Genomic DNA, 26,301 nt, shown 5'->3' on the forward strand with positions numbered 1-26,301 from the left:
TTTGAGTGTGTGATGAATAGCCTATTCTTCTACGGGAGAATAGTTCTTCATCATTTCCCAAAATAATTTTGCTTGATAGCTTTGAGTTTGATGACGCATGCGAATCATAAAAATAGGCAATTGGCTCTGTGAGGTAAAATTTTCTATTTCTATGGGAATTAGCTGACCACCGTCAAGTTCAGAATTAATAGTATGCTTTGGCATTCTTGCCCAACCTAAACCATGCAGCAGCATGGTTTTTTTTGCTTGAAAATCATTCACGTACCAACGCTTTCCTGTTGGTAAAATGTATCTATGACCATTTTCAGTGGCGCTTTCTGCAGTATTACTTACTAAGATTTGTGGCAGTTTATAAAGTTGTTGAGGCTTGATTTTTGTACCATTGCTATTGAACGTATTAAAGCATTCTGGGCTGACGACAGTGATCATCTGTATTTTATTTAATTCAATGAAAGCGTGTCTATCATCTAATCCGTATCTCGGGCCAATGGCAATATCACATTTGTTTTTTATTAACCTCTCTTGGACGCCATAGAGATGATCTGTGGTGATGTCTAAAGAAATATCAGGATAATGTAGTTGGAAGGCTTTAATCCGACCCATACAGTCGCTATCGAGCCCCATAAGACTCAAACAAATAGCCAAAGGCGTAGTTGTTCCTTGAGCAAGGTCATGGCCAAGATTATCCAGTTGTTGGGCTTGGGACAAAAGCTTTTTACTTTGTAGAAAGAAAGCATGACCGGCTGATGTTAATGTGGGTCGATAACTGTCCCGATCAAATAAAGAAATACCGTATTGCTCTTCTAGTATTCTAATAGAGGCGCTAATAGCTGGCTGAGTTTTGTGTATTGCTTCAGCTGCAGAGCGAAAGCTACCTGTTTCAACAACTGCAATAAAAGCCCTGAGTTGGTCTAACTTCATATTCATGCCACATGATAATTAATTATGATCGTTTTAATAGAAAAACGAGATTATTTATAGTTCATTATTTGTTTTAACATAACAAGCATTAAGTACATTGTTTTGTGCGTTTTATGAAAGGAGAAGGGCTAAGTGGAGTTATCATTTGTTATTTTATTTTTTGCGGGTTTGATTACTGGTTTCTCGAAATTTTCAGTAGGTGGAATGGGCTTATTAGTATTGCCAATTGTGATGGTCTCTTTTCCTGGGCCGCAGGCGTTAGGGATTTTGTTGCCGCTTTATATCATCACCGATTTAATGGCTGTCGCCAGTTATAAGAATAAAATCGCATGGCCTGTATTAGCGCGGTTCTTACCTTTGGCTTTACTCGGTATTTTTATCGCGAGTCACTTTCTGGCAACGATAGATGCGGACCAATTTGTGGTTTTTTTAGGTGTCACTATTCTTGCCATGATTGCATTAGGTTTATATTTAGATTTTCGACCAACCTCTTTTATGCGTAAACCTTGGGTTGCTTACTCAATGGGCTTTTTCGGAGGTGCTGTAAGTATGATGGCTAATGCAGCCGGTCCATTGTTTAGTTTATTTTTACTAGAGCAAAAGCTAGATAAGCCAACGTATGTCAGCACGCGTGCATGGGCGTTCTTGATTCTTAACTTTGTTAAATTTCCTTTGTATATGGGACTTGGTTTATTGTCGATGAAAACGATTGAAACAAGTTTATATGCAATCCCGGGTTTAGTGATCGGTTCATTTATTGGTTTCCACTTTTTGAAGAAGGTGAACCCAATTCAATTTAAATGGATGATCAGAATCATGTCTACGATAGCGGCGTTCAAGTTGTTTCTATTTACATAAAAAAGTGTTTTTAAGCATTATAGAATTAAGTAAGTGTTTTCTAGTATTAGAATATGAGAAGTGGGAATAGCCAAGCTTGTTAATAAAAAAGTAAAAAATTATGATCGCATGGTCTGTACAAAAAACATACAAAAAAATCCGATTCAACCTTGTACTAAATGATCAATTACTTATTAATTAGAGGGTAAACGATAGGATTGGATTAATTATCGTAAAAAGCATACTTTTCGTGGAAATATGTATGGAACACAATGTAAAAAGTGATATTAAGTTAGAGGACATTTTAAACACGACTCCTATTGCTGTTGGGTGGTCTAATGTCTCCTCTGATAGAGTCGAATATATCAATAAGAGTTTTAACCTACTGTTTGGCTTTAACCTGGAAGACCTCCCCGATATCGGAACTTGGTGTCTACGTGTTTCTCATGATGCTGGTTTTTACCATAATGTTATTGAACCTTGGATCTGCAGCAGTGATGGGAATTCGTCTACCGAAGATTTAAAGACACAGTTACTTTGCAAAGACGGTTCTGTTAGACAAGTTAGTATGAGTTTTTCTACCGTAGGTGAGAAAAGGCTGTGGTATTTCAATGACGTTACAGATTATTGGGTTGTTGAAAAACGACTTCGTACTCAAAGTAATATGCTTGAAATGGTAGCAAAAAGTTCAGCATTGAAAGATATCTTGAATGTCATCGTAAAGCAGATTCAATTAGAAAGCTCAGACTCCCTTTGCAGCGTATTGCTATTTGATAAGACTGAGCAATGTTTGAGATTGGGTGCTGCCCCTGATTTGCCGGATTTTTATAATGCCGCTGTAGATGGCATAGCGGTTGGGGCAAATATTGGTTCCTGTGGCGCCGCTGCATATTCAGGTAAGCGCGTTATAGTAGAAGATATTGCGACACATAAAAACTGGGCTCCTTTCACACAAGTGGCTCAGGAGGCTGATGTTGCAGCTTGTTGGTCTGATCCTATCATGTCCTCGAAAGGTGATTTACTTGGTACATTTGCTATTTATAAGCGCGTACCATCTTCTCCGACAGAAAAAGATTTTGAGCTTATTAACTTCGCCAGTAATTTGGTGTGTATTGCGATTGAGAGCTTCAAAGGTCAAGAAGAGCTGGAGAAGAGAGCTTACTATGACCACCTCACTGGTTTAGCCAATCGAGGTAGTTTCTTCCAGCAATGTGAAAGCATTCTAAATAAGACTCTTCTTGATGATACGCCTTTGTCTATCGTTATGATGGACGTTGATCATTTCAAAAATATCAACGACGCTTATGGACATAAAGCAGGCGACTCTGTTTTGAAAAAATTAGCTGAAGTGAGTCAATCTGTCCTGAGGCAAGACGATCTTATTGCTCGAATAGGTGGTGAGGAATTTGCTATTTTATTGCCATCTACCAAAGAAGAAGGCGCCATCAGAGTTGCTGAAAAACTTAGAGTTGCAATAGAAAAAAGCATGGTGTTGAGCCCCGAAAATCAGAAAATTTATCTTACGGTGTCCTTGGGTGTCGCTTATAAGAACAGTGGTTATTGTTCTGTTGATGAGTTGTTAAGCCAAGCTGATAAAGCTTTGTACCAGTCAAAAGATGCAGGACGGAACTGTGTGCTCTCATTAGAATGTCATGGCAGGAAGTCGTTGTTTTAACTACAATCTTGGCTTTTAGTGTTATTTTTCAGAACCACTTTGAATGGTGTGAAATCATTTAGGTAACACGCACAGAAAATATAAAAGCAGGAATCATGAGTCAAAGCAACCAATCGACAGGCGTCAGAAGTTACCTCAATGGTTATAGTGCTCACGTGCAGCAGCAAGTACAAGACTTACTTGAAACTGAAAAATCACAAAGCTGGTTATTAAATAAATACCCTCATGCACACACTTTAAATGGTACCCGTGGGTTATATGATTACGCGATGGGTATTAAAAATGACTGTATGCGAAGCTCACCTCCCATTAGTAAAGTCATTTATGACGATAAAATACACGTTATAAATAATGCATTGGGTTTGCATACTTTTGTTTCTAGAAAACAGGGTAATAAGCTAAAAGCAAAAAATGAAATTCGTATTGCAGCCTTGTTCAGAAACCTACCAGAACCTTTACTGAAGATGATAGTGGTGCATGAATTAGCGCATTTAAAAGAGAAGGATCACAGCAAAGCTTTCTATAAGCTTTGCTGTTACATGGAACCAGATTATCATCAGCTCGAATTCGATTTACGTGTTTATCTTAGCCATCGAGATCGGTTTGGTGATTTGTGGGTTTAGGCTTTTGCACTGTTTAACGAAAACTCAGGGTTGATAGAGGTAAGCTTCTTCGTTAAATAATTTAGTAAGACACCGTACATCGGAATAAATAACCCAAGGCTAATAATCAGCTTAAATACAAAGTCTGCGAGAGCTATTTCTTGCCAATGCTGAGCCATGAATAGATCTGGGCTTTGATAAAAGGCAATTCCAAAGAAGGCCAGAGTATCTAACGCATTCCCTAATAAAGTCGACGCCGCAGGTGCAATCCACCACAATTTCAACTGACGAAGACGATTAAAAACTTGAATATCAAGTACTTGTCCAAGTAAATATGCCAATAAACTTGCAAGTGCTATACGTCCAACGAAGGTATTAAACGACGCTAGAGAGTCAAATCCTTGAAACGCACCTTGAGCGAAAATTACAGATAAAACATAAGATACAAGCAAAGATGGAATCATGACCCAAAAGACAATTTTACGCGCTAATGCAGCGCCAAAAATTCTAACGGTAAGGTCTGTCGCTAGAAAAATAAAAGGGAAAGTAAAAGCACCCCAAGTAGTATGGAATCCAGCAAGAGTAAAAGGGATTTGAACAAGATAATTACTAGACGCAATAACCAGCAAATGGAAAATGGCAAGATAACACAGAGCTTTACCCTGCTGTAGAGATGTGAACGTACTCATATTGTGACCTTTTTCGTTTGATTGGGGTGAGGGAACCCAAGTTTATAAAAGTGCATTATTTCAAATGGACTTTCATTCAATTTTAATATTGGTTCGATCTTATGATCAAACACGGAGGCGGATTATACATAACTCTTTTGATAATTCAATTTGATATGTCTAATCATAAAGTTTGTGTATGGCGCAGTGGTTAAAAAAGGTAATGCTTAAAAGCGCATTAAATAAAAAGAGGCGGTGAAGTCGCTCTCACTGCCTCTTTTTAAATTTCTATCTAAATACTAAGCGCTTTTGATTAAATGTCTATCCGTTACTTAATCAATAAGAGTGTTAGTCTTCTTCATCATCTGCTGAATTAATGCGAGCAAGTCGCTCTTGTTCCTCATCAAATGCTTCTTGTATTTCTACAAGAACCGACTCAACGTCAGCTTCTTCTGTCGGTTCATCAAACAAGCCAGTTAACTCTGTGGTTGGTGTTAATTTACCCGCCTCAAATAGAGCCCAAATTTCTTTGGCATATTTGGTTTCTAGAATCTCAGGAGCAGACATGCCGTAATAGTCACGCATGTTATTTACATCGCGTTCTAACATCCACTCTGCGTTATTATTAGCAGCAGCGTCAACGGCTTGAGGAAGGTCAATGATGACTGGGCCATGGGAGTCGACAAGAACGTTAAACTCGGATAAATCACCGTGTATTAGACCTGCACATAACATGCGAACGATTTCTTGTATGATGGTAGCGTGATCTCGTCTTGCTTGTTCTGGACTTAAAACGACATCATTTAGACGGGGTGCTACTTCACCATTGTCGTCTGTGACGAGTTCCATTAACAAGACGCCATCAATACAGCCATAAGGTGTAGGAGCGCGAACGCCAGCTTCGGCTAAACGATATAAAGCATCGACCTCGGCATTCTGCCAAAGGTTTTCTTGTTCGTCCCGGCCAAATTTAGAGCCCTTTTCCATCGCTCGTGAGCGTCGGCTATTTCGGACTTTTCGACCTTCACGATATTGTACCGCTTGCTTAAAGCTGCGCTTTCCAGCTTCTTTATATACTTTTGCACAGCGGATTTCTGTTCCACAACGTACTACGTAGACTGTCGCTTCTTTCCCGCTCATTAATTGTCGAAGCACTTGGTCTATTAAGCCATCTTCGATGAGTGGTTGTATTCTTTTAGGGATTTTCATGCGGCTCGTTATACAGTTATTAAATGACAAATTAAACTATCAGGAACAAATACTAAACGTTATTGCTGATATGATGAAATCTTTCTTACTTTTCAATGAATTATACTCTTAATTGAGGTCCCGTTTCTTATATTCACTTCTCACTAGGAACTCAATCATCTCATTGATTTTCATGTCTTTTTCTTCGGCCAGTGCATTTAGCTTCTGCTTCGTATTGAGCGTCATACTAATACTATAAGGCTTTTTACCACTCGATTTTTCTCTAAATTTTTTCTGACTCCAAGCTTTTTTCATCTTATCAATGACCAAAGCCTTACGGTCTACGTTATCAGATAAATCGATAGTAGCAATGACCGCAGCTTTTTTTTCTGCATCACTGCTTGGAATCCAAGCTTGTTCTAGAGGTCTTTGAGTGATGTTTTGTAGGTAAGACCATGCCCAAACCCAGTGTTTAGGGTTGTTGTCTTCCATCCAATTTACAATTGTTTCATTTAATCTAACATCTTGCCATTTAGCCTTTAAATGCTCAAGAATGCTTTGTTGTGTCTCAATATCCGCTTCGCCATCATAAAACGCACCAATAATATCTGCGTGTCGCTCCAAAACGCTGTCTCTATCTGTATTAAAAGATTTTGCAGAGAGTGCTAATGGTTTTTTCTCATTTTCTGGATTCTGTTCTGATGTGCGGCTTTTTAAGTAGCACCAAGCCCAATTGCATAAGCGTTGGTCATTTTTATCTATCCAGCGGAAATATTGTGAAGGAATTTGGGCTGCTCTAAATGCTGTACGCATTTGAGAAGCAAAATTCTTAGGGGCTCGATTTTTTTTAATAAGAACTTCTAGCTCGTCGTTTATTCCCTTTAATTTTTCTTGATAAGACAAACCGCGTAAATTTTTTAATGATGCGCTTTTAATATGCTGCACTAAATACTCTGCGTAAAAAACACACTCGCGTTCAGATGACGCTTCTAAAAATTCATTTTCGCCTCTTATCACTTTAAGCCCCCTTTTTAGAGATTTTTATTCCAAATAGTAATAAATCTACAGTGTAGAGTGTTCTGTAAATACTAAGTGTATTTTTGTGATTTTACAATAACTATACAGTGTGTTGTTTGTGTATTTGTGTGAATTTAAACTAATTTTTAATTTTATATTGGCTTGATTAGATGTTATTTAGATGCGAAGTCGCTGTAAAACTGGTGCGAGATAATTGAGTAAAAAAAATAGATGAAAATTAGATTTTGGGGGATGGTATGTCTAATAGAAAAGTGTGGATGAGTGTTCAAATGAAGAGAGCGTCAAAAAAGCCATAAAAACTAAAGCGTTACATTTGAGAGCATTAGGAGCACGCTCAATTAATCTTAAGCAGGAAAAATAGAAAGTATTTATCAAGGGAGAAAAGTGCTAATAAATGCATTGAAAATACACAGACTAAAACAGCCAGATATCTTTAAAATAAAACAGAATCAGCAGTTTTTATTGCTCTGGTTGTTTATAACGCTAGGTGGGCTTGTAACAAGCAATATATCATGACTAAACAAAAGTCATACGGCATTACTTGTTATCTAATATTGTATTTATCTTGCGGGGTGTCTTCGCTTAGGCTTACTGCTTTTAGACGAGTGATGACCTAATGCTTTCGCTCTTAGTTCTTTTCTAGATGGCTCGCGTTTTTTATTTGTGTTCTCGACCTTATTTAAATCTGGTTCAAAACCTGGAAGCCATTGAGGCACAAAATTTTCGCCTACTAATTTCTCAATATCAGTCAGTAAATAACGTTCTTTTTCAGACACTAAACTAATCGCTAATCCCGTTGCCCCTGCACGCCCTGTTCTACCAATACGGTGAATATAGTCTTCAGCATTATAAGGGAGCTCATGGTTGATCACGTATTGAAGTTGTTCAATATCTAACCCTCGCGCAGCAACATCTGTTGCTACTAATGCACGAACTTTGCCTGCTTTAAAATCTGTTAATACTCGATCACGAGCCCCTTGGGATTTATCACCATGGATAGATTGAGTGGCAATGCCATCTTTACCCATTTCTTTGGCTAATTCATCAGCACCTTGCTTGGTTCGAGTAAAAATGAGTACTTGTTTCCAGTTTTTAGAACCAATTAGGTAGGATAAAAGCGCGCTTTTACGGTCTTTATCTACGGCATAAATAAGTTGTTCTACTTCGGCCGCCGTGGTGTTTCGATTGTTTACTTCAATTAATTTTGGATCTTTCAATAAAGTTTTACTTAAAGCAAAAATCTCATCATTAAAAGTTGCAGAAAAAAACAAAGTCTGTCTTTTATAGGGAAGTTTTTTTAAAATTCTTTGAATATCAATGATAAAGCCCATATCTAGCATTCGATCAGCTTCATCCAAAACCAATGTTTCGACCTTGCTCAAATCAATCAAGTTTTTCATGACAAGTTCAAGTAATCGCCCTGGTGTTGCGACCAATATTTCACAGCCTTGCTTTAATGCATCCAGTTGGACATTGATACTTGCTCCACCGTAAACAACAACAGAATTAACGGCTAAACCTTGGCTATAACGAATAAAGCTGGAATGCACTTGTTGCGCTAGTTCACGAGTCGGCGTTAGAACCAATACTTTTATGTGTCTTGTCTCATTTGATTGTTGGTTTTGTACAATACGATGTAAAAGCGGCAAGGCAAATGCTGCGGTTTTACCTGTCCCTGTTTGAGCACCAGCCATTAGATCTTTTTTATCGAGAACAGCAGGTATAGCCGCTTCTTGTATTGGAGTAGGAGTGACATAGCCTAGTTCATGTATGACATCGGTAATTTCTTTAAGAAGTCCTAAAGAGGTGAAGCTCATGGGTATCTCGTTCGTTATAAGTAATTTCGCTAGTGTAACATTTCATAAAAAATGAATGCTTTAGTTTTTTATTGCTTCTTAAATGTTTCGTGGGTCTATTAAAAATAAAGGGATTTTAGTCGGTGTTATAATCTTATTAGAAAGGTAAAATAAAATTATTTTCGTTTGATTATTTGGAATCTTTAAAAAGTATGAAGATTAAGTCGCGTTTTTTAATATTAACAACACTTATTTTATTGTTAACGGGGTTTTTTTCTTGGCTTTCAATGCGAGTTTTAGCGGAAGATATTATCGTTAGCTGGGTTGAACGCTATGCAGAAAAACAAGTTCTATATGATAAAGCGCGAACATTGCTGCCTTTAATTCAAGAGGTGGAATTATCAAAAGAATTTGCAAAATTAGAGTCGTTAAAGGCGTGGGCGAAACAACCAGATAACGTATTGTTGAAACAAGAAGCTAGGATAGATACGGAAGATTTTCGTAACCGCTTTTCAGATAACTCCTATTTCATTGGTTTGAAAAGTAATAATCATTATTACTACAGTGATGAGCAGACCGCTTCGCATGAAGAGCTTTATCGGTATACATTGGATGCATCAAAGGCTGCGGATGCGTGGTTTTATCGACTTATGGAAGTTGGTCTAAATCTCCACCTTAATGTAAACCCTGATATTGAATTAGGGGTTGTTAAGCTATGGAGTGATGTATTAATTCGGGATGGAGATGACATTTTAGGTGTTGTTGGTACTGGGTTAGATCTATCCGATTTTTTAAGTCAAATAGTTGAAAAACAAGATATTTATTCCGCTATTGTATTCACTAATTACGAAGGTGCCATTCAACTTTATCAAGAAGAAGACCTAATTGATTACGCTTCAATAACGAAAAACTCTGAAGATAAAAAACGTATTTTTCAGTTACTCGATGATGAAGGCTCTCGCAAAATATTAAAACAAAGTTTTGAGCGAGCGAGGAATCATCCAAACAGTGTTGATATATCCTCTGTAAGTAAAGAAGGTGTGCGTCAATTAGCCAGTGTTGTGTATATCCCTGAAATTGACTGGTTTCAAATTAACTTTATTGATATCAATAACTTTTTACCAGTAACTGAGTTTTATAGCCTTTTATTTATTTTTCTTATTAGCTTAATTTGTACCCTGATTATTTTTTATCTGTTGTTTTCCTTGATTGTCACAAGGCCTTTAGCAGAGTTGGATTCATCTATACGCGCGTTGGGAAAAAATAAATATCAGGCGCCAAAACTCAGCCGCTTTGCTGGCTCTGAAATTAAGCGACTAGTAGCGGATTATCAAGATATGTCTAAGACTCTATTGGAGTATCAGCATGAGCTTGAAGACAAAGTAGAAGCTCGAACAACAGAGCTAAGTCGTATATCTAAATTAGACCCTTTAACTGAACTATATAACCGTCGTGGTTTTGAAGTACATATGGTCGAGTACATGCAGCAGTGGCATGAGCAAAAGCAACCTTTTGGACTAATAAACATTGACGTTAATAAATTCAAAGCGATAAATGATTTGTATGGTCATGGAGTAGGTGACTTTGTATTGAAAAAAATTGCCGCTCATTTGGTTGATGTAGTAGGGCAAAAAGGAGAAGTATCGCGATGGGGTGGCGATGAATTTTTAATACTTTTAAAACAAATCGATGATTTAGATACCGTCAAAATATCGGCAATACTGCTAGAGAATAAAAAACCACTGATTATCAAAATCAATAATCAAGACATCCTTATTGAATTTAGTGTTGGTAGTACCCTGGTTCAAGAAGGCGATACTTTAGAGGATATGTTGCATAGAGCGGATAAGGCTATGTATGTCGTTAAATTCGCAGATCGCTAAAGTGAATGTTCAATTCAGTAAAGAAGGTGCAAGCGATTGTATTCTTAAAAGGTGACCTTACTTAAGGGCTATCCTTACTATTTATATGACTGAATTTATTGGAGTCAATAATGACCACGACTGAAAACCTACTACTTAGCCCAGTACAGCTAGGCGATATTACATTACCAAATCGAGTTGTAATGGCTCCACTTACTCGTGCTCGTGCCTCAGGACATCAACCAACGTCCTTGATGGCTGAATATTACTCACAACGAGCTAGTACTGGTTTGCTAATCACAGAATGTACTATGGCTGCTGAAGGCACATCATCTTTTGGCGCAGACCCAGGTATCTATTCACAAGAACAGGTTGAAGGTTGGAAGCTAACGACAGAAGCGGTCCATAAAGCGGACGGTAGAATTTTTATGCAAATTTGGCACGCTGGTCGTGCAGCACATCCATTGTTAAATGGCGGTAAAGAAGCCGTCGCACCAAGTGCGATTGCAATTGAAGGCGAGACGTATACGCCAGAAGGCAAAAAACCTTATACAGTCCCACATGCATTGACAGTCAGCGAGATTAAAGAAATTGTTAATAGTTTTCGTCAAGCTGCAATTAATGCAAAAGCAGCTGGCTTTGATGGAGTAGAGATTCACGGTGCAAATGGTTATTTGATTGATCAATTTTTACGTGATAGCGCTAACCAACGTACAGATGAATATGGTGGTTCATTTGAAAACCGTACTCGTTTCCTCACAGAGGTTATTGAAGCGGTGACAGAAGTGATGGGAAGCGGTCGAGTAGGTTTACGCCTTTCTCCTCTTAACAGTTTTAATAGTATGAAAGACAGTGACCCGGTTGGGCTGATTCGTTATCTTGCGAATGCACTAAACGCCTATGACCTAGCTTATTTACATTTGATGCGTGCCGATTTCTTTGGTCTACAACAAGCTGACGTTGTGCCTGTTGCTCGTGAATCTTATAAAGGTCACTTAATGGTAAACATGGGTTACAGTGCTGAAGAAGCCAGCCAAATAATTGCGAATAAACAAGCCGACAGTGTAGCATTTGGTACTGGCATTCTTGCTAATCCTGATTTCGTTGAGCGTGTTAAGCATGGTGCAGAATTGAACACACCAAATCCAGATACTTTCTATACACCAGGTGCAGAAGGCTATACGGATTATCCTTTTATGGCTCAGTGATAAACCTATTTCAGGACGGGACAGTGAAAACAAAAAAGCCAACAATTAGATGTTGGCTTTTTTATTGATGTTTGTACTGATTGAAGTCTAGTTAGACTGGCATCTGTTCAAAGCAAGCAATGTCGTTCAATACGTCATCCCAATTGCCTTTACTGTCCGTAAAAATGTGTGCTTGTGGCGTAATGTCTACATCTGTATCTAGCGCACCTGCTGGTACAATAACTATGTCTCTTGCTTTGACATAAATAGGCAGTAGTGAACTGCAAGTAGAGCAGAAATTGCGAGTGAAGTTGGCACCTTCAAGTCGATAAAAACTGATTTTATCTTCGCCGCTAAGCCAGGTTAGTTTTGCATTTGGTGCAAATAAATTGGCACAATGAGCTGAGCCGGACATCTTTCGACAGCGACTACAATGGCAGAAGAAAAACTTTTTGAACTCACCTTCCATTTCGAATTTAACGCCGCCACAAAGGCAAGATCCAGTATGAGTATGTGCCATTTTTTTTCCTTAGCTTGATTCAATGTTGTATTGAATATTTAGTTTTTAAATAGTAAAAAAATTTATTTTATACTTCTAGTTACTACATTTCACAGCTGAGTATTAAGGCTTTTCAAAAAACAAAATAACATACTAAATTATTGATATAGATTATGGTTTTAACGACTGGCAGTAAGATTGAATTTGGAAGAGTAAAGGAATGCTTTATCATCACATATACTTTCGATTTTTTACAAAAATGAACGGATTCATTTTAATTAGTTGTGTTAATTTTAACCAGAATAAACAAGGAGTCACACATTAAATATGTGGCTAAGTTACCATTAGATCTACATGGAGTTAGGAGTCGTTTCTATAATGCTGAGTACACTTAAAGGGAGGCTATATTTTCTTACTGCTTTAGTGGTTCTTCCTACTTACATCTTTATCTATTTCAGCTTTAGCTACAGTAGAGACATGGTACAAGAAGATCTGTTAGATGCGGCTCGATTAGTGTCGAATCAAGCTGTGAATAATCAAGAATCTCTGGTTAATTCGACAGAGTCTTTCATTGTTTCTCTTGCCACCTTACCTCAGATCAGACAACCAAACTCTGAAGCCTGCCGTCAATTTCTAAGTGAAATCACACCTCTATTAAATCGCTTTATTAACATCGGAGTGCCAAATAAAGACGGCATGCTGACTTGCAGTGGTATTCAGCTTTCATCTGCTATTGACGTTAAAGACAGACGCTATGTCCAAGACGCCATGACGTTTAGGCGCTTTAGTACGAGTGGCGTGCATATAGACAGAGTGCTAGGTCATCCGACTATCAACTTTGCTTACCCTGTACAAAAAAGTGAAACAAACAGTGAGATTGTTGGCGCTGCTGTTGTGGTTATGTCTTTAGATTGGTGGGGTGAATTACTCAATAGTAACGAGTTACCTAAAGGTAGTATTGCCTATATGTTAGACAATAAAGGTCAACCAGTCGCAAGCTATCCCGATAATATTAAATATGACCCCCCTAGCGATCTGGAGGCAATGTGGTTAGGTGGTGATGGTATAAATAGAGTTTTTGTTAAGCGTCAAGTAACTGATTCCAATGGTGATGTACTCCTAACTTTTTTAACTGGAATCGCAGTAGATGACGCTCTGAAAAGTGTCAATTATCGCTATACGGTGATGGGTATTATTTTTTCTATTATGGTTCTCATAATATTGATATTACTTAAACAATTTTTTATGAATGCGATTTCAAAGCCATTAGGAATATTATCTGATTTAGCTCTTAAACTAGGTGAGCGTAAACACATAGATACAACATCTGCCCCAGCAACGGGTGTTAAAGAAATGGATGATCTGAAAAATGGCTTTCTTGAAATGGCTAAACAAATTAGCGATTCTGAGAGGAGAGTCGTTTTACAATCACAGACTGACAGCTTAACGGGTATTTCAAATCGTGATGCGTTGAATGAGCAATTACTGAATATTATTATAGAAAATCAAGGTGACCAAAAAATTGGTGTCATTCTTCTCGATCTTGATAACTTTAAAGAGGTAAATGATACCCGTGGTCATGGTATCGGTGACGACGTGCTTAAAAGAATAGCATCGCGTTTAGTTATGCATGCACCAACGGCGAAATTGATTAGCCGTCTAGGTGGAGACGAATTTATTCTCGTTTTTGAAAGCAGGGATGTTAACGAAAGTCATCTCCTCGCTGTATGTGAAGATATTAGAAATGCGATTAAAGAGCCCCTTATCATCTCTCGTACTGAGATTATCGTAACGGCTAGTATTGGAGCTGCTCTTTATCCTGATGATGGAGAAAATGTAAAAGAGCTTATGGGGGCAGCCGATCAAGCTATGTATTTTGCTAAACAGAGCGGACGAGATGCTGTTAGACGCTTTAATTGGGAGTTAAAGGACGCCCTAATTCATAAAACCGAATTAATTAAAGACTTACGCCAAGCAATTTTAAATCAAGAGTTTTATTTATTGTATCAACCTATTGTTAATAAGCATGGCGTAGTGTTGAAGTTTGAAGCTCTTATTCGTTGGCAGCACCCTGAGAAAGGTCTTATAGCACCAGACCAGTTTATTAGCTATGCAGAAGAGTCTGGACAAATTATAGAAATAGGCCATTGGGTTATCCAAGAAGCAAAACAAGCACTAGGAGCTATTCGCAGTGTATATGGTGAAAACATTCAAATTGGCGTAAATGTGTCACCGATACAACTATCAAAACAGCAAGATGGAAATGGTTTATTACTGGCTGATTTACTGAGTAAAGAAAGTTGTGGGAATGGCCAAAATAGCCTAGTGGTTGAGATTACCGAACACCTTCTGATGAACCTAGACGAAAGTACTCGAGATGCGTTATTAGCGTTTAGAGAGAAAGGTATTCAAGTGGCGTTAGATGATTTTGGAACGGGCTACTCATCTCTTGCCTATATTATGAACTATGACATCGACTACTTAAAAATTGACCAAAGTTTTGTCCAAAAATTGGGCGAAGAGCATGCTTCACAAACACTTTGTGAAGCAATTATCTCAATGGCTCATGCACTTGGTGTATCTGTGATTGCAGAAGGTGTAGAAACAAAGGAACAAGCAAATCTATTAATTGGATATGGCTGTGATTACCTGCAAGGTTACTATTTTTCTAGACCAATTCCATTGGATCAAGTACTTATCTTTAAACAAGATAAGCTCATTTAATCACAGCATTTATAATGCGAATTAACGAATCGAACGTTTGACCAATGTTAAGCAGGATAGTCCATAAAGCACTACAATCAGTGCGGTAAATATCGATGGTGGAATTCCCCAATGTAAGCTGATTGGACGAATCATTACCAAACTGAATGCCACTGGAAGAATCAGTAATAGCATACGACTCATGCTCAGAGTAAGCAGGTAGCCTTCTTCGCATTCATTACAGGGTTGTGGGCGACGTAGACTCTTTTTAATAGAAGAAAAAGACAGTTTAGATTTACAATGTGGACATTTCATAAAACAGACCTAACAAGATTTAAATACTTCTGCAGCACGTCAAAAAGACTCATAAAGTACGGTTAAAAATAACACTTAGAGTGTGCATGACTCTAAGTGTTGGCACAAGTTTGATAGATACTTGTCTGTCGCTTTTTAAATAGATTCTTATATAAACAAATGATGTTTATCGGGTGCTTTTAATACTCGTTAGTAAAGCTTTAGACACTTCTAATCCCGCTGGAATATTAACGAAAATTTGAAAGCCTTTTTTTGAACTTCGTTCTAGCTCAGTAATTATTGTAATAGTACTGTTCGCTAGCTCGCTGCCTTTGGGTAGTAAAGAGTCTCCGTTATGATTTTTAAGGTCTTGAGAAAGCGTCATTCCACATACAAGCTGATTCGAAAGAATTCGATGATTCTTCACGGCCGTTTCTAATTTAGTGGTTGAAAGCAGAGTTTTTAATGCTTCAATTGCATCGATAGAGTAGTAACTGCCTGACTTCAAGTCCAAATACTGAATCGCTTCAGCGTGCGTCAATGGTGCTTTTTGCATTCGTCCTGTTAGCAACTCAATATAATCATTTGCCACGGTTAATATTTGTACCGATTTAGAAAGCGCTGCTCCTTTCTCACCTTTTGGATAACCTTCGCCATTTAGGTATTCCTTATGGCGTAGAATAATCTCAGCGACCGGAACAAGAGGGCGAATATTACTAAGCAGTTGTGCGCCTTTTAAAGGGTATTGTTGGTACTCGCGCTTTTGTTCTTTTGATAAGGAAACGTAAGGTGTATGAAGTAATTCATCGGCGAAACTCATTTGACTCATATAACGCATTTTAGCGGCTCTTATTAGGTGAATAAGCTCACGTTGCGGTAACTGCATTACTTCTGCCATATCGGTTACCAGAATCGCTATATCTGGTGCATCCGCATTATTTTTTGGGTTGCGCATTTCTAATAAGTTAGCAAACAGATCAATAGTGCTCTTATAGTTTTCTTGCAACGCCCCGTTTATTTCTATAATTTTCTGGGTACGCTCTTTCACCGTTGCTTCTAGTGTTTCATTCGCTTCTGTAAGTTTTTCGTTTTGCGAGGTAACCAAAGACTGTAGGTATTCGTTCTGCTTCTTAAAGCCGATCGCGACAAAAGTATCGTCAACGAGCTCTTTTAGTTTTTCATCGTCCCATGGCTTTTCAAGATAATGAGAGACTTTACCTAAATTAACCGCATCAACGACCGCTTCCATATCCGCATAACCGGTTAATAAAATTCTTATCGTATCTGGGTATTCTTCGGCTGCTATCGCTAGGAATTCTGGTCCACTCATTTCTGGCATACGCGCATCAGAAATAATCACATCAATGGATTGTTCTTTAAGAATCTCAATGCCTTCTGGGCCGCTATTCGCAATAAAGACATTGCAATTTGATTTTCGAAATAACCGTTTTAATGACGACAGCACATTCACTTCGTCATCAACTAACAACAAGCCAGGGATAACTTCCGTATCCAATTGATTCAATTCAGTGCTACTCATTCAACCCCTCCTTTGAACTGGTGCCTTCGAAAGGCAGCCAAATACTAAACGCCGTGCCTTTACCTACTTCACTGGTTACATCAATAGTGCCTTGATGATCTTTAATAATACCGTAGGAAATAGAAAGGCCTAGGCCGGTACCCACACCAATGTCTTTGGTAGTGAAGAACGGATTAAAAATAGATTCCAAATTCTTCTCGTCGATACCGCTGCCGTTATCTGTGACTTTGATACTGACACCTTTTGTGTCTTCCACAACGTCTATGATTAATTCGCCTTGTTCATTCATGGCGTGGGAAGCGTTCACAAATAGATTTAAAAATACCTGTAATAATTCACCATTGTTCGCGTTAATTGGCTTCACTTTGGCGACATTTTTAATTACCACACCTTTAAACTTTAGTTCATTATGTGCAAGTTTGAGTGCTTCATCTATGGTTTTATCAAGATAGCAAGGTTCTTTCTTATTATCTGATTGGCGAGAAAAGCGTTTTAACCCTCCCACAATATCTATAATTCTTTTGATGCCTTGCTGCGATTCCGCCAAAAGATTTTTGCTGTCCTCTATTAAATAGGGCATATCCAAATCTGACCAAATTTTGTCTAAGCCTTTTGCTGCAGTCATTATATCGTCGTCAGTTGATTGCATTGTTTTCTCAGTGAGAGATTTAGAGGCTTCTACGTATTCAACGAAGTCTTCAATGTAAGTGCCTAAAGACCCTATGTTGCTTTTAATAAACCCCATTGGATTATTGATTTCGTGGGCAATTCCTGCGGAAAGTTGTCCGACAGTCGCCATTTTCTCTGATTGCACAAGCTTGTTCTGGGTATCTTTTAAGGCGTCATTGGTAGCGCTAATTTCTTCATAACTCGCGACTAGTTTATCTTCTTGATATCTATGCTCCATAATAATAGCGAGTTGCTTTATACCTGTTTTAAAGACGTTCAGAACATGGTTTTGTTTGTCGGTTAACGTGTGAGTAAACAGAATAATAATACCGCTAAGGTGGTCTAAACTGATAATGGGTAAAGCAACAATGGTATCAATAGCTTTGTCATCAATAGCTAGATCCACAATCTGTAAATGCGTTCGTTTCATGTCTCGAATGATGGGTTCTATTTCAGTAATTAGACGGTTTGTTTCGTTGTTTTGTGTTTCTAAAGCATCGTCGTATAAATCAGGGTTACGCAAGAGTGGTGAATAAAAACCAGCTTGTTGCGTCTCAAATGGAAAATGAACATAAGCCGCGAAAGGAATCTCGCTTAGGCGCATCATGTCGTTCACTATAGTGGGTAAAAAATCGAGTAACTTAGGCTTCTCAATACCATAACGACCAATGTGGTTTAGGAACTTATTTTCCCGTAAGGCGAAATGCAGAGAATCGACATTTTCCTTCAACGACGTATTGGCGAAGTGAAGCTCTCGACTCTTTTGTTCAAGAATTGACTCAGCTTTTTTTCGTGCTTTTCGCTCCCGTTGAAAGGCGGCTTCGTATTCCATAGTTTCTCCCGACTCAGTCTTGTTCGATGAGCATAGAGCAATGATCTGCTCCTTCATTCATGCAACAAGTATGTTTAATCGTTACGGGCGTACCAAAGCTCTCAGCGGCTTTGTGAACCAAACCTATAGCGAGCAAACACATTTTACGAGGAGACTGATAATACAAGGTGACACCATTATCGTGCTTTTCAGTGACAATGATTTTTGGCGTTAAAGCGTCAGGGTAAAGCTTATTTACTTCAACGTGGATAACGGAATCTACAGCGTCAAGCAAAGACCAAAGGTCAGGGTAGTTCATCATGGAGGGCGGCAAACTGTTTGCCAGTCCATCGTACAAGTAGCGTCCGAATGCTTCCACTAGAGCTGGAACCGGTAACTCACTGTATTCAGATAGCGCACCAACAAGAGATAAAATTTCTTGATCGTCATAGGTATCGGCACTGGTGTACATGCCACCGCTGGGTAAATCGCATTTTTCCAGCAAAGCTTCCCAGCACTCCATACCAAATTGGTCTTCGATCATTTCTTGGAAATTAGTAAAAACAGCGCCTTTCATGATTACACTCCTCACTTTTAGTGTGGGTTACAGAGTAACTAAAAATGATTGAAGCGCTTACAGGTAATTAGTTTAGGTGTGTAACGGTTTGTTGGAAGTTACGCCACTTAAAGTAAATGGCGTTTGCCTGAATTAACAATGTTGAAGCGGTGAGAGTGAGCCTAAAGTATCTTATCTCATTAGATATTTTCAAAAAGTTATGAGACTGCAATGTGATAAGGCTTGATTGAAAGGGCTTGGATGAAACCAATAGACCTAAGAAACGGAAAAGAAAAAACGGGCAGATTAGAGCTTTATTATTCTGGCTAAAATCATACCCGCTTTAAAACTGATGATATGCGGTATTATTGAAAAATCATTACTTAGGCATTAATTTTAAAGAAATCCATCATGCGTTTAAGCTGCTCTGCTTGAACCGTCATCTCTTCACTCGTACTTGCAAGCTCTTCACTTCCAGTAGTATTTTGTCGGGTGATGTCATCGAGTTGCTGCATAGAGAGGTTTATTTGCTCTATTCTGGCGTTTTGCTCAACACTTGCGGTAGCAATAGATTGAATCAATTCAGAGGTCTGATGAATCTGTGGCACAACTTCTTTTAGCAAATTACCAGCATGCTCACTGATTTTTACACTGTTCAATGTTATATCGTTTATTTCCTGAGCGGCTTTTTGGCTTTTCGCCGCTAAAGCACGGACTTCATCTGCTACGACCGCAAATCCTCTACCGTGTTCTCCTGCACGTGCTGCTTCAATAGCCGCATTTAATGCTAAAAGATTGGTTTGCTCTGCAATGTCTTCAATGATGCTGATGTTATTGGCAATGTCTCTCATAACCGTCATGGTCTTATCAACGGCTTCGCCACCTTGTACTGCTTTATTGCTGGCATTGAGCGCGATTTCATTGGTAGATGCTGCACTTTCAGAGTTTTGACTTATGCTGATGGCGATCTTATCAATCTCTGCCGTCGTATTTTTAAGGTTATCTGTCATTGATGCCGCACTGCTAGATAGGTTCTGTGCGGTGACATTGACTTGAGAGCTGGCTGCCGCCATTTGATCCATCGCATTCTGGGTTTCAACAATGGTGTTCTTGAGTCGATCGATCATCCCATTCGTGCTGTCTTTGATCGTGGAGAAATCTCCAATATAGTCTTTTGTGATTCTTACTCGTAAATCACCTTCTGCCAATGCCGACATTTTATCAGACAAGTCGTGAACGATATCCTGGATGATATCGGCCATTTTTTTCATACTGGCTTTAAGACTACCCTGATCATGGTCGTTAAGTTGAATGGAAATGCTTGTGTTGCCTTGTGCAATTTGATTGGCAATTTCAGCTACTTCCTGAGGCTCTCCTCCGAGAGAACTCATGATGTTTCGAAGAATCATTATTCCAACAGTAAAGACCAGAACGATCACAGCAATAGCAATACTAATTTGGATAACAACCGCCTGCCAAATTGCGGTGACAGCGTTATCTGCACCAGTTTTACCGAGTGCCTCATTAAATGCGATATGTTCATCAAGCGCTTGAGTTAACTGTTCTGCTTCAACTGCAGTATAAAGCAGCACTTTGGTTGCTGCAGCCTGAATATTCTTACGTGATAAGGAAATGGCTTTTTCTCTTTTTTGGTTATAAACCTCAAACGCCTTAATTTCATTATCCAACAGAGTGCCATCGGTCTCATCACTCACCAAAAGCTTATACTGTTCAAATTCGTTATACACTTCAGCGACTTGGCCTTGTAGCTGCTCATCTATTTTGAGCTTTTGATCTTTGTCTTTTTCCAATACATGCACATAAGATAAACGGCGAACTTCACTGATGGCTTTACTGATACTTAGCATTACCTCAATAGAAGGAACGACCTTTACGTTGACATAATTAGAGGAGGTATAAACATTCTTTGTTTGAAACAAACTTACTCCGACTAGTGCAATTAAACCAATGATAGCACTGCTAATTAGTATCAAAAGCTGGTATCGCACACTCATCTTTTTGAGCTTCATATTCACTCCAGTGAAAACGTAAATGGGTTGTTCTTTTATAGTTGCCTATGTAAGCGATCCAATGCTGTTATTAGGTTCTTTTTTTGAATCTGCGATCCATGCACTCTATTGTTTTAGTTCGCATATAATAAGCTACATGCAGTATATTACAAAAAGATACATTGTTTTTTTAGTAAGGTCTAAGCCAGAAAGAAGAGAATGGATTTTGTGTCTATTATTTAATCAGAACTATTCCGATTGTGTTGTTAGCTGTGTGCAATCAGGTCATTGATGGCACGTGAAATAAGAGTTTTTTTCACTAAGGTTGGGGTGACAGGTTCTCCGAACCAGAACGCCATTGGCTGATCAAAACCGATACCGTGCATGTAGTTGTAGAGCGCTTTACGTAGCCCTTCGCCTAGCATTTCATGGTTTGTGCCTGTTGGGTCAGTGAAGTCCACATCGTTTTCTGCAAACAAAATATCTGGGCGTTCAGCCAGTGTAATGCCAAACTCTTCAGGATTCACACCAATTGGGCTATGAATCGTGGCAGCGAAGCGATGCCAAAATGCCGACTGGAAACAGCCTTGCTCCATCATCTGGCGCACCATTTCTAATGCATCAATGGTTTCTTGTTCTGTTTGTGTTGGGAAGCCATACATCAGGTAAGAATGAACCAAAATATCTGCATCACTAAAGGCTTTAGTCACGCGAGCAACTTGTTCGACGCTTACGCCTTTTTTCATCAATTTCAGTAATCGGTCTGACGCGACTTCAAGGCCGCCACTCACCGCAACACAACCAGAATCTGCCAATAGTTGACAGCGCTCAGGCGTAAAAGTCTTTTCGAAACGAATATTCCCCCACCAACTAATCACCACTCCGCGTTCTATTAAGCGCCTTGCTAAAGCAAACAAGGCTTTTGGTGGTGCGGCTTCATCCACAAAGTGGAAACCTGTTTGGCCTGTTTCTTCAATAAGCTCTTCAATACGATCCACCAGAATATCTGCACCAGCGGCATCGTAGCGGTCAATGTAATCCAGCGTCACATCGCAAAAACTGCATTTACGCCAGTAACACCCGTGGGCGATAGTCAGCTTGTTCCAGCGTCCATCACTCCAAATTCTGTGCATAGGGTTGAGCATTTCACACAAAGAAAGATAGTCGCCCAATGGCAAACCTTCGTATATCGGTGTGCCTACATCAGTCTGTGGAATATCGTGGAGTTCAGGGTTTTCGTTGTAATGAACATATTGTTCGCCATTTTCGTCTTCTGCGAGAAAATAGGTTCGTACCAAATCGTCTATTTCACGCTGCCCGTCAAAGTATTCTAACAAGGTCATAAAAGGGCGTTCGCCATCATCAAGACAGATGAAATCAATAAATTCAAATATTCGAGGGTCTTTTAATGCGCGTAATTCGGTGTTTACAAAGCCACCGCCAATAACGATAGGAAGGTCAGGATGAATTGCTTTGCAAGTTTGTGCGATTCGCAAAGCACCTAGCATATTACCGGGGAAAGGCACGGTTAACGCAACTACGCTGGGTTGGGTTTCTTCCAAGTACATCTCAACTAACTGCTCTAAAATTTCAGAGCTAAAGCTCGGCTCGCCCATTAACGTATCGTAGAGATTATCAAAACTTGGATTCGCCGCCGCGAGGCGTTCACCATAACGGCTGACTTCAAAATAAGGGTCGACGCCTTGAGTAATTACCGCAGACAAATCATTAATAAACAAAGTCGCTAAATATTTGCCCTTGTCTTGTAAGCCTAAACTACCAAACGCTGTTTTTAGAATATCACCAGACACCGCTTCCATTTGAGCAATGGCATCAAACGCAGGACCTTCAGGCAAAAAACGACGGGAAACAATACGTAGGGCAAGGCTTGGGTCTTTACCTTGTAAAAAACGGATGACAGGCTCAACACAAAGGCGATAACGATCAAACTCCGCCATGAAGGTATAGATTACATCGGGGAGTTCATCGTCTTCAAACGCCTCGAAATTGTCTTCTACATGCTGGTGGATAATATCCAGCGCAGGCATAGTCATCATTTCAAGGAAAAGCTCAATAGCAGGATCACGTTGCACCGCTTCATAACCACGAGAGCGTAAAAAGCCAGTCAAATAAGCCGTCGCTGGATACGGCGTATTTAACTGCGTCATCGGTGGTGTCATCAGAAGAACGGTCATAGCCTGCCTTGGGTGTAAAAATAGTAAGTGAAAGCGTACAAAATAAAGACTGCATTCTAGCACTTAACACTCAAAAGAGGTCAGAACCCTTTAAAAATGATGCGGTTGTTGTTGAGATTTAAGGTCTGCTATGACTCTTGTTGCTTAACATTCTCAATTAAGAATAGATTTAAGGTGACCCGTACCAAGTTGCTGCATTTGCTGCTCTACCCAGATAACTCTTTGACGAAGATAAAAGGTTAAGTCATTAGGGTTTCGGGTTCGAGGGCTGGGCAGCATGATGGCTAATTTCGCGGCTTGGTTTTTGGATAAGCGACTGGCAGAGCGATTAAAGTAATGCTGACTCGCGGCTTCGACTCCATAAATACCTTGGCCAAATTCTGCCACGTTCAAATACACTTCCAAGATACGCTTTTTACCCCAAACGCCTTCAAGACCAAGTGCCAGCATGGCTTCCATCCCTTTGCGTGTAAAGCTTCGCCCTGACCATAGAAAGAGATTTTTCGCGGTTTGTTGCGTAATAGTACTCGCGCCACGAAGGCCATCACCATCGTTGTATTGTTCAAGGGCTTTGCGAATAGAAGCGAAATCGAGGCCGATATGTGATGGAAAACGCTGATCTTCTGAAGCGACCACCGCCAAGGCCATATGAGACGGTATTTTATCGATACTGATCCACTTTTGGGTAACAGGATAAGGGCTCTGCAACATAAACGCCGTAGTCGGTAAGGGCACAAACCGAAATAACAGTAAAACCAGCACCAATAGCAACGCAGCGCGCCACGTGATAAGCCATATCCAACCGAAAATACTTCGTTTACGCTTTGCCATTTAATGTCTCTTGTTGGGTTGAACTAAGTTTTTCAGCCTGTGAGGGTCAAGAGTAGCAAAAAATAGGGCGTACCACTTAGAAATAATATCTCTGTTAGTTCCAATTTACTTAAAGGCTTAATATGCCTGCGATTTTTAATCCTTTAATGTGCTAACCACCTTAAAAACTTGCAAGATCTTAATATAGCAATAGGGTTTAATTTTTTAAGAAGAACATTAGGTTACCTCTATATCTTGGTGAGTTTTGACGAAGAGAATTTAGAAAGGCGATTCTTCAATTAAGACTGCTGTAATCGGCGCTTTGCTCTCTGAACTAAGACTGTATTTCTGTTGTTATGTTATAGTCACGCCAGTCATGCTGGGGCTTTGGTTACAAAGTAGAACATCTCGTTACTTGAGAGCTTATCTCTAAGTCGCTAATCTTTTACGTCTAGTTTTGGGCATTAATAATACATGCATAGCATGAGTCGTCATTGTTCTTTTCTTTTAATCATTATTTATACGCAAGATACTCAACATGGCTAAACTCTCTCTTAGATCTGCTCTTATTCTTCCTTATGTCGCGCTTATTATTTGTTTGGCGCTCGCTATTGGTCTGCTTTCTTATAATGCCGGCAGCCATGCCGTTCAAACTGTGTCTAATCATTTATTAAAAGAAACGGTAAGCCGTTTAAGCCAAGCCATAGACCGACATGTAGTTGGCTCTGTTGCAACACTCGAAACCGCGTTTCCAGAAGGAATACCTGTTCAAAAAGACATCCGTAATGAATTTGAAGCTATCCGTACTCGATTGTGGACGGCTTCTTCCTTGTATTTAGACCCTAATAACTATGTTTATTATGGAAATGTCGCAGGCCAAGGAATAGGGCTGTATCGAGATTCGATTAGCTCAGGAGAGTTGAGGGTTAAGTTTGAGCCAAACGAACACCGAACCTTTTACAAAGTCGATGGCATTAATGGTGAACCTCAATTCTCTTCAGTCGAAGAGAAGAATTTTGATCCTCGAATAAGACCATGGTTTCAAGCAGGTTGGGAAAATGTAGATGACATTTGGACATCTGTTTATATCGATTTTAAAACACAGCATTTGGTTGCTACACGAGCTCGTCGTATTGAAAGTGAGTATGAAGAGTTTGAAGGCGTTGTTGCGACTGATATGTCCTTAAGGTCATTAAATGACTTTATCGGTAACCTTAATATTTCCGAAAATGCGATTGCCTTTATTGTAGAGTCTAACGGTATGCTTATCGCTTCGTCGCATAGCTCTAATATTAGACAAGACGAAAATGGGGCTAATATAAGGGTACCCGCCGAGGAAAGTGAAAACGTATTACTCTCAGAAGTTTATTCGAAAATAATGCCTTTCATTTCAGGTGAGATGGAGAACCTCAAGCCTGAGTCTTTTAGCTTCACTAATGAGCAAAATAGAGAGATTCATGTTGCCTATAATAAGTTTGAAGATGAAGCCGGCTTAAAGTGGATAAATGTCGTGGCAATACCGAGTGAAGATTTTATGGAAGGCATCAAAAACAATGTCATTCAGACATTATTTCTGGGTGTTTTAGCAACAGCGTTTGTGTCTATTATAGGACTTATTACACTGCAGTGGGTGACGAAGGATCTTAAGCTTTTGTCGAATGCAGTAAACAGAGTTGGAAGTGGTTTCCTTGAAGAACCTATTAATATTCAAAGGAAGGATGAGATAGGTGATCTCGCTAAGAATTTCTCTGCCATGCAAAAAAGGTTACATACAGATTATCTAACAGGCTTACCTAATCGATATGCTTTTGAACAACACATAAAAGCGACTATTGGCGAATGCGATGCAGCAGAAACCATTACTCCGTTTACTGTTTTGTTTTTTGATCTCAATAATTTTAAAACAATAAATGATGTATATGGTCACGATGTAGGTGATCAGACGTTGCGAGAGTTTGCGTTAAGGCTTAACAATAATATGCCCCCGAATGGCTTGGCAGCAAGGTTCGCGGGGGATGAATTTGTCGTTATGATTAATAATGTAGAAAACAAAAAAGATTTAGAACCTATTCTTCTGAAAATTGAAAAAGCGCTGTCAGAACCTCTTATATTATCTGATGAGTTAGAACTCACTTTAAGTGCTGCAATCGGAGCTGCCCATTACCCTAAAAATGGTGTTAACGTTGAACAGTTGCTTATTGTAGCAGACCAAAAAATGTACATTAATAAAGCTGAAATTAAAAAGAATGACAGTATTTCTTAGCTTTAAGTGAAAGCATAAAAACGGATAATCTGTCTGTTAGCACACAATAAAAAAGGCCTTTGAGTAATCAAGGGCCTTTTAGTATTTCTAGGTTAAAACGATTAAGCCCCTCCAATTATTTTCCTTTCTGAGCATTGTTATCGTTGTTATGTTTGATACAGTGAAACAAGGTGAACAC

Annotated in this window: 20 protein-coding genes; 7 read left to right on the top strand and 13 right to left on the bottom strand. The window is 39.1% G+C overall.

Going from position 1 to position 26,301, the window contains the following annotated elements:
- Positions 1-21: 21 nt before the first annotated feature.
- Positions 22-921, bottom strand: a complete 900-nt coding sequence (locus IF202_RS06645) for a LysR family transcriptional regulator (protein WP_191594104.1) — start codon at positions 919-921, stop codon at positions 22-24.
- Between the two features lie 132 nt (positions 922-1,053).
- Here IF202_RS06645 and IF202_RS06650 point away from each other — a divergent pair, with 132 nt between their 5' ends.
- The 3 genes from IF202_RS06650 to IF202_RS06660 all read left to right on the top strand — a co-directional run bounded on the left by IF202_RS06650 (position 1,054) and on the right by IF202_RS06660 (position 4,056).
- A complete protein-coding gene (locus IF202_RS06650; protein WP_191594105.1) occupies positions 1,054-1,779 on the top strand; it encodes a sulfite exporter TauE/SafE family protein in 726 nt (241 codons plus the stop codon).
- Positions 1,780-2,020: 241 nt separating this feature from the next.
- Entirely contained in the window at positions 2,021-3,433 is a 1,413-nt protein-coding gene (locus IF202_RS06655) for a bifunctional diguanylate cyclase/phosphodiesterase (protein ID WP_191594106.1), read from the top strand.
- Positions 3,434-3,528: 95 nt separating this feature from the next.
- Entirely contained in the window at positions 3,529-4,056 is a 528-nt protein-coding gene (locus IF202_RS06660; protein WP_191594107.1) for a M48 metallopeptidase family protein, read from the top strand.
- Here IF202_RS06660 and IF202_RS06665 read toward each other — a convergent pair.
- From IF202_RS06665 to IF202_RS06680, 4 genes are all read right to left on the bottom strand, one after another.
- The gene (locus tag IF202_RS06665; RefSeq protein WP_191594108.1) at positions 4,053-4,724 is read right to left on the bottom strand and encodes a 7-cyano-7-deazaguanine/7-aminomethyl-7-deazaguanine transporter; all 672 of its coding nucleotides are present in this window, start codon (positions 4,722-4,724) and stop codon (positions 4,053-4,055) included. The genes IF202_RS06660 and IF202_RS06665 overlap by 4 nt on opposite strands.
- 327 nt (positions 4,725-5,051) lie before the next feature.
- On the bottom strand, positions 5,052-5,912 hold the full coding sequence (locus IF202_RS06670) for a PA4780 family RIO1-like protein kinase (protein WP_191594109.1): 861 nt from the start codon (positions 5,910-5,912) through the stop codon (positions 5,052-5,054).
- 108 nt (positions 5,913-6,020) lie between these two features.
- A complete protein-coding gene (locus IF202_RS06675) occupies positions 6,021-6,908 on the bottom strand; it encodes a hypothetical protein (protein ID WP_191594110.1) in 888 nt (295 codons plus the stop codon).
- A 581-nt stretch (positions 6,909-7,489) separates the two neighbouring features.
- A complete protein-coding gene (locus IF202_RS06680) occupies positions 7,490-8,746 on the bottom strand; it encodes a DEAD/DEAH box helicase (RefSeq protein WP_191594111.1) in 1,257 nt (418 codons plus the stop codon).
- Positions 8,747-8,937: 191 nt separating this feature from the next.
- Between IF202_RS06680 and IF202_RS06685 the strand changes: the two genes are divergently transcribed.
- The gene (locus IF202_RS06685; RefSeq protein ID WP_191594112.1) at positions 8,938-10,608 is read left to right on the top strand and encodes a GGDEF domain-containing protein; all 1,671 of its coding nucleotides are present in this window, start codon (positions 8,938-8,940) and stop codon (positions 10,606-10,608) included.
- A gap of 110 nt (positions 10,609-10,718) precedes the next feature.
- Positions 10,719-11,795 carry an alkene reductase gene (locus IF202_RS06690; protein WP_191594113.1) on the top strand — a complete coding sequence of 359 codons (1,077 nt, stop codon included), beginning with the start codon at positions 10,719-10,721 and terminating at the stop codon, positions 11,793-11,795.
- 91 nt (positions 11,796-11,886) lie between these two features.
- Here the strand turns inward: IF202_RS06690 and IF202_RS06695 are convergent, their stop codons facing one another.
- Complete coding sequence (locus IF202_RS06695; RefSeq protein ID WP_191594114.1) at positions 11,887-12,294, bottom strand: GFA family protein; 408 nt, start codon at positions 12,292-12,294, stop codon at positions 11,887-11,889.
- Between the two features lie 357 nt (positions 12,295-12,651).
- Between IF202_RS06695 and IF202_RS06700 the strand changes: the two genes are divergently transcribed.
- Positions 12,652-14,997, top strand: coding sequence for a bifunctional diguanylate cyclase/phosphodiesterase (locus IF202_RS06700; RefSeq protein WP_191594115.1), 2,346 nt, complete (start codon positions 12,652-12,654; stop codon positions 14,995-14,997).
- Positions 14,998-15,018: 21 nt separating this feature from the next.
- Here the strand turns inward: IF202_RS06700 and IF202_RS06705 are convergent, their stop codons facing one another.
- The 7 genes from IF202_RS06705 to mtgA all read right to left on the bottom strand — a co-directional run bounded on the left by IF202_RS06705 (position 15,019) and on the right by mtgA (position 23,881).
- Positions 15,019-15,291, bottom strand: a complete 273-nt coding sequence (locus IF202_RS06705) for a hypothetical protein (protein WP_191594116.1) — start codon at positions 15,289-15,291, stop codon at positions 15,019-15,021.
- A gap of 166 nt (positions 15,292-15,457) precedes the next feature.
- A complete protein-coding gene (locus IF202_RS06710) occupies positions 15,458-16,810 on the bottom strand; it encodes an HD domain-containing phosphohydrolase (protein ID WP_191594117.1) in 1,353 nt (450 codons plus the stop codon).
- On the bottom strand, positions 16,803-18,311 hold the full coding sequence (locus tag IF202_RS17675) for a sensor histidine kinase (RefSeq protein WP_191594118.1): 1,509 nt from the start codon (positions 18,309-18,311) through the stop codon (positions 16,803-16,805). The genes IF202_RS06710 and IF202_RS17675 overlap by 8 nt, the downstream gene beginning before the upstream one ends.
- Before the next feature lie 13 nt (positions 18,312-18,324).
- The gene (locus tag IF202_RS06720; RefSeq protein WP_191594119.1) at positions 18,325-18,867 is read right to left on the bottom strand and encodes a heme NO-binding domain-containing protein; all 543 of its coding nucleotides are present in this window, start codon (positions 18,865-18,867) and stop codon (positions 18,325-18,327) included.
- Between the two features lie 362 nt (positions 18,868-19,229).
- Positions 19,230-20,876 (bottom strand): methyl-accepting chemotaxis protein, encoded by a 1,647-nt coding sequence (locus tag IF202_RS06725; RefSeq protein ID WP_191594120.1) that lies wholly within the window; start codon positions 20,874-20,876, stop codon positions 19,230-19,232.
- Between the two features lie 245 nt (positions 20,877-21,121).
- Positions 21,122-23,050: a B12-binding domain-containing radical SAM protein gene (locus IF202_RS06730; RefSeq protein WP_191594121.1), complete on the bottom strand. Its 1,929-nt coding sequence runs from the start codon at positions 23,048-23,050 to the stop codon at positions 21,122-21,124.
- A 153-nt stretch (positions 23,051-23,203) separates the two neighbouring features.
- Positions 23,204-23,881: a monofunctional biosynthetic peptidoglycan transglycosylase gene (gene mtgA / locus IF202_RS06735; RefSeq protein WP_191594122.1), complete on the bottom strand. Its 678-nt coding sequence runs from the start codon at positions 23,879-23,881 to the stop codon at positions 23,204-23,206.
- A gap of 517 nt (positions 23,882-24,398) precedes the next feature.
- Between mtgA and IF202_RS06740 the strand changes: the two genes are divergently transcribed.
- Positions 24,399-26,123, top strand: coding sequence for a diguanylate cyclase domain-containing protein (locus IF202_RS06740; protein ID WP_191594123.1), 1,725 nt, complete (start codon positions 24,399-24,401; stop codon positions 26,121-26,123).
- Positions 26,124-26,301: the final 178 nt, after the last annotated feature.

It is taken from the genome of Marinomonas colpomeniae, from assembly GCF_014803385.1.
Classification (GTDB): Bacteria; Pseudomonadota; Gammaproteobacteria; order Pseudomonadales; family Marinomonadaceae; genus Marinomonas; species Marinomonas colpomeniae.

What these genes read in the sequence shown, in the direction of transcription:
- mtgA (WP_191594122.1), bottom strand. Translation starts at nt 23,881, where the DNA reads ATGGCAAAGCGTAAACGAAGTATTTTCGGTTGGATATGGCTTATCACG.
- IF202_RS06730 (WP_191594121.1), bottom strand. Translation starts at nt 23,050, where the DNA reads ATGACCGTTCTTCTGATGACACCACCGATGACGCAGTTAAATACGCCG.
- IF202_RS06710 (WP_191594117.1), bottom strand. Translation starts at nt 16,810, where the DNA reads ATGAGTAGCACTGAATTGAATCAATTGGATACGGAAGTTATCCCTGGC.
- IF202_RS06645 (WP_191594104.1), bottom strand. Translation starts at nt 921, where the DNA reads ATGAAGTTAGACCAACTCAGGGCTTTTATTGCAGTTGTTGAAACAGGT.
- IF202_RS06660 (WP_191594107.1), top strand. Translation starts at nt 3,529, where the DNA reads ATGAGTCAAAGCAACCAATCGACAGGCGTCAGAAGTTACCTCAATGGT.
- IF202_RS06725 (WP_191594120.1), bottom strand. Translation starts at nt 20,876, where the DNA reads ATGAAGCTCAAAAAGATGAGTGTGCGATACCAGCTTTTGATACTAATT.
- IF202_RS17675 (WP_191594118.1), bottom strand. Translation starts at nt 18,311, where the DNA reads ATGGAATACGAAGCCGCCTTTCAACGGGAGCGAAAAGCACGAAAAAAA.
- IF202_RS06665 (WP_191594108.1), bottom strand. Translation starts at nt 4,724, where the DNA reads ATGAGTACGTTCACATCTCTACAGCAGGGTAAAGCTCTGTGTTATCTT.
- IF202_RS06690 (WP_191594113.1), top strand. Translation starts at nt 10,719, where the DNA reads ATGACCACGACTGAAAACCTACTACTTAGCCCAGTACAGCTAGGCGAT.
- IF202_RS06740 (WP_191594123.1), top strand. Translation starts at nt 24,399, where the DNA reads ATGGCTAAACTCTCTCTTAGATCTGCTCTTATTCTTCCTTATGTCGCG.
- IF202_RS06685 (WP_191594112.1), top strand. Translation starts at nt 8,938, where the DNA reads ATGAAGATTAAGTCGCGTTTTTTAATATTAACAACACTTATTTTATTG.
- IF202_RS06695 (WP_191594114.1), bottom strand. Translation starts at nt 12,294, where the DNA reads ATGGCACATACTCATACTGGATCTTGCCTTTGTGGCGGCGTTAAATTC.
- IF202_RS06720 (WP_191594119.1), bottom strand. Translation starts at nt 18,867, where the DNA reads ATGAAAGGCGCTGTTTTTACTAATTTCCAAGAAATGATCGAAGACCAA.
- IF202_RS06670 (WP_191594109.1), bottom strand. Translation starts at nt 5,912, where the DNA reads ATGAAAATCCCTAAAAGAATACAACCACTCATCGAAGATGGCTTAATA.
- IF202_RS06680 (WP_191594111.1), bottom strand. Translation starts at nt 8,746, where the DNA reads ATGAGCTTCACCTCTTTAGGACTTCTTAAAGAAATTACCGATGTCATA.
- IF202_RS06655 (WP_191594106.1), top strand. Translation starts at nt 2,021, where the DNA reads ATGGAACACAATGTAAAAAGTGATATTAAGTTAGAGGACATTTTAAAC.
- IF202_RS06705 (WP_191594116.1), bottom strand. Translation starts at nt 15,291, where the DNA reads ATGAAATGTCCACATTGTAAATCTAAACTGTCTTTTTCTTCTATTAAA.
- IF202_RS06700 (WP_191594115.1), top strand. Translation starts at nt 12,652, where the DNA reads ATGCTGAGTACACTTAAAGGGAGGCTATATTTTCTTACTGCTTTAGTG.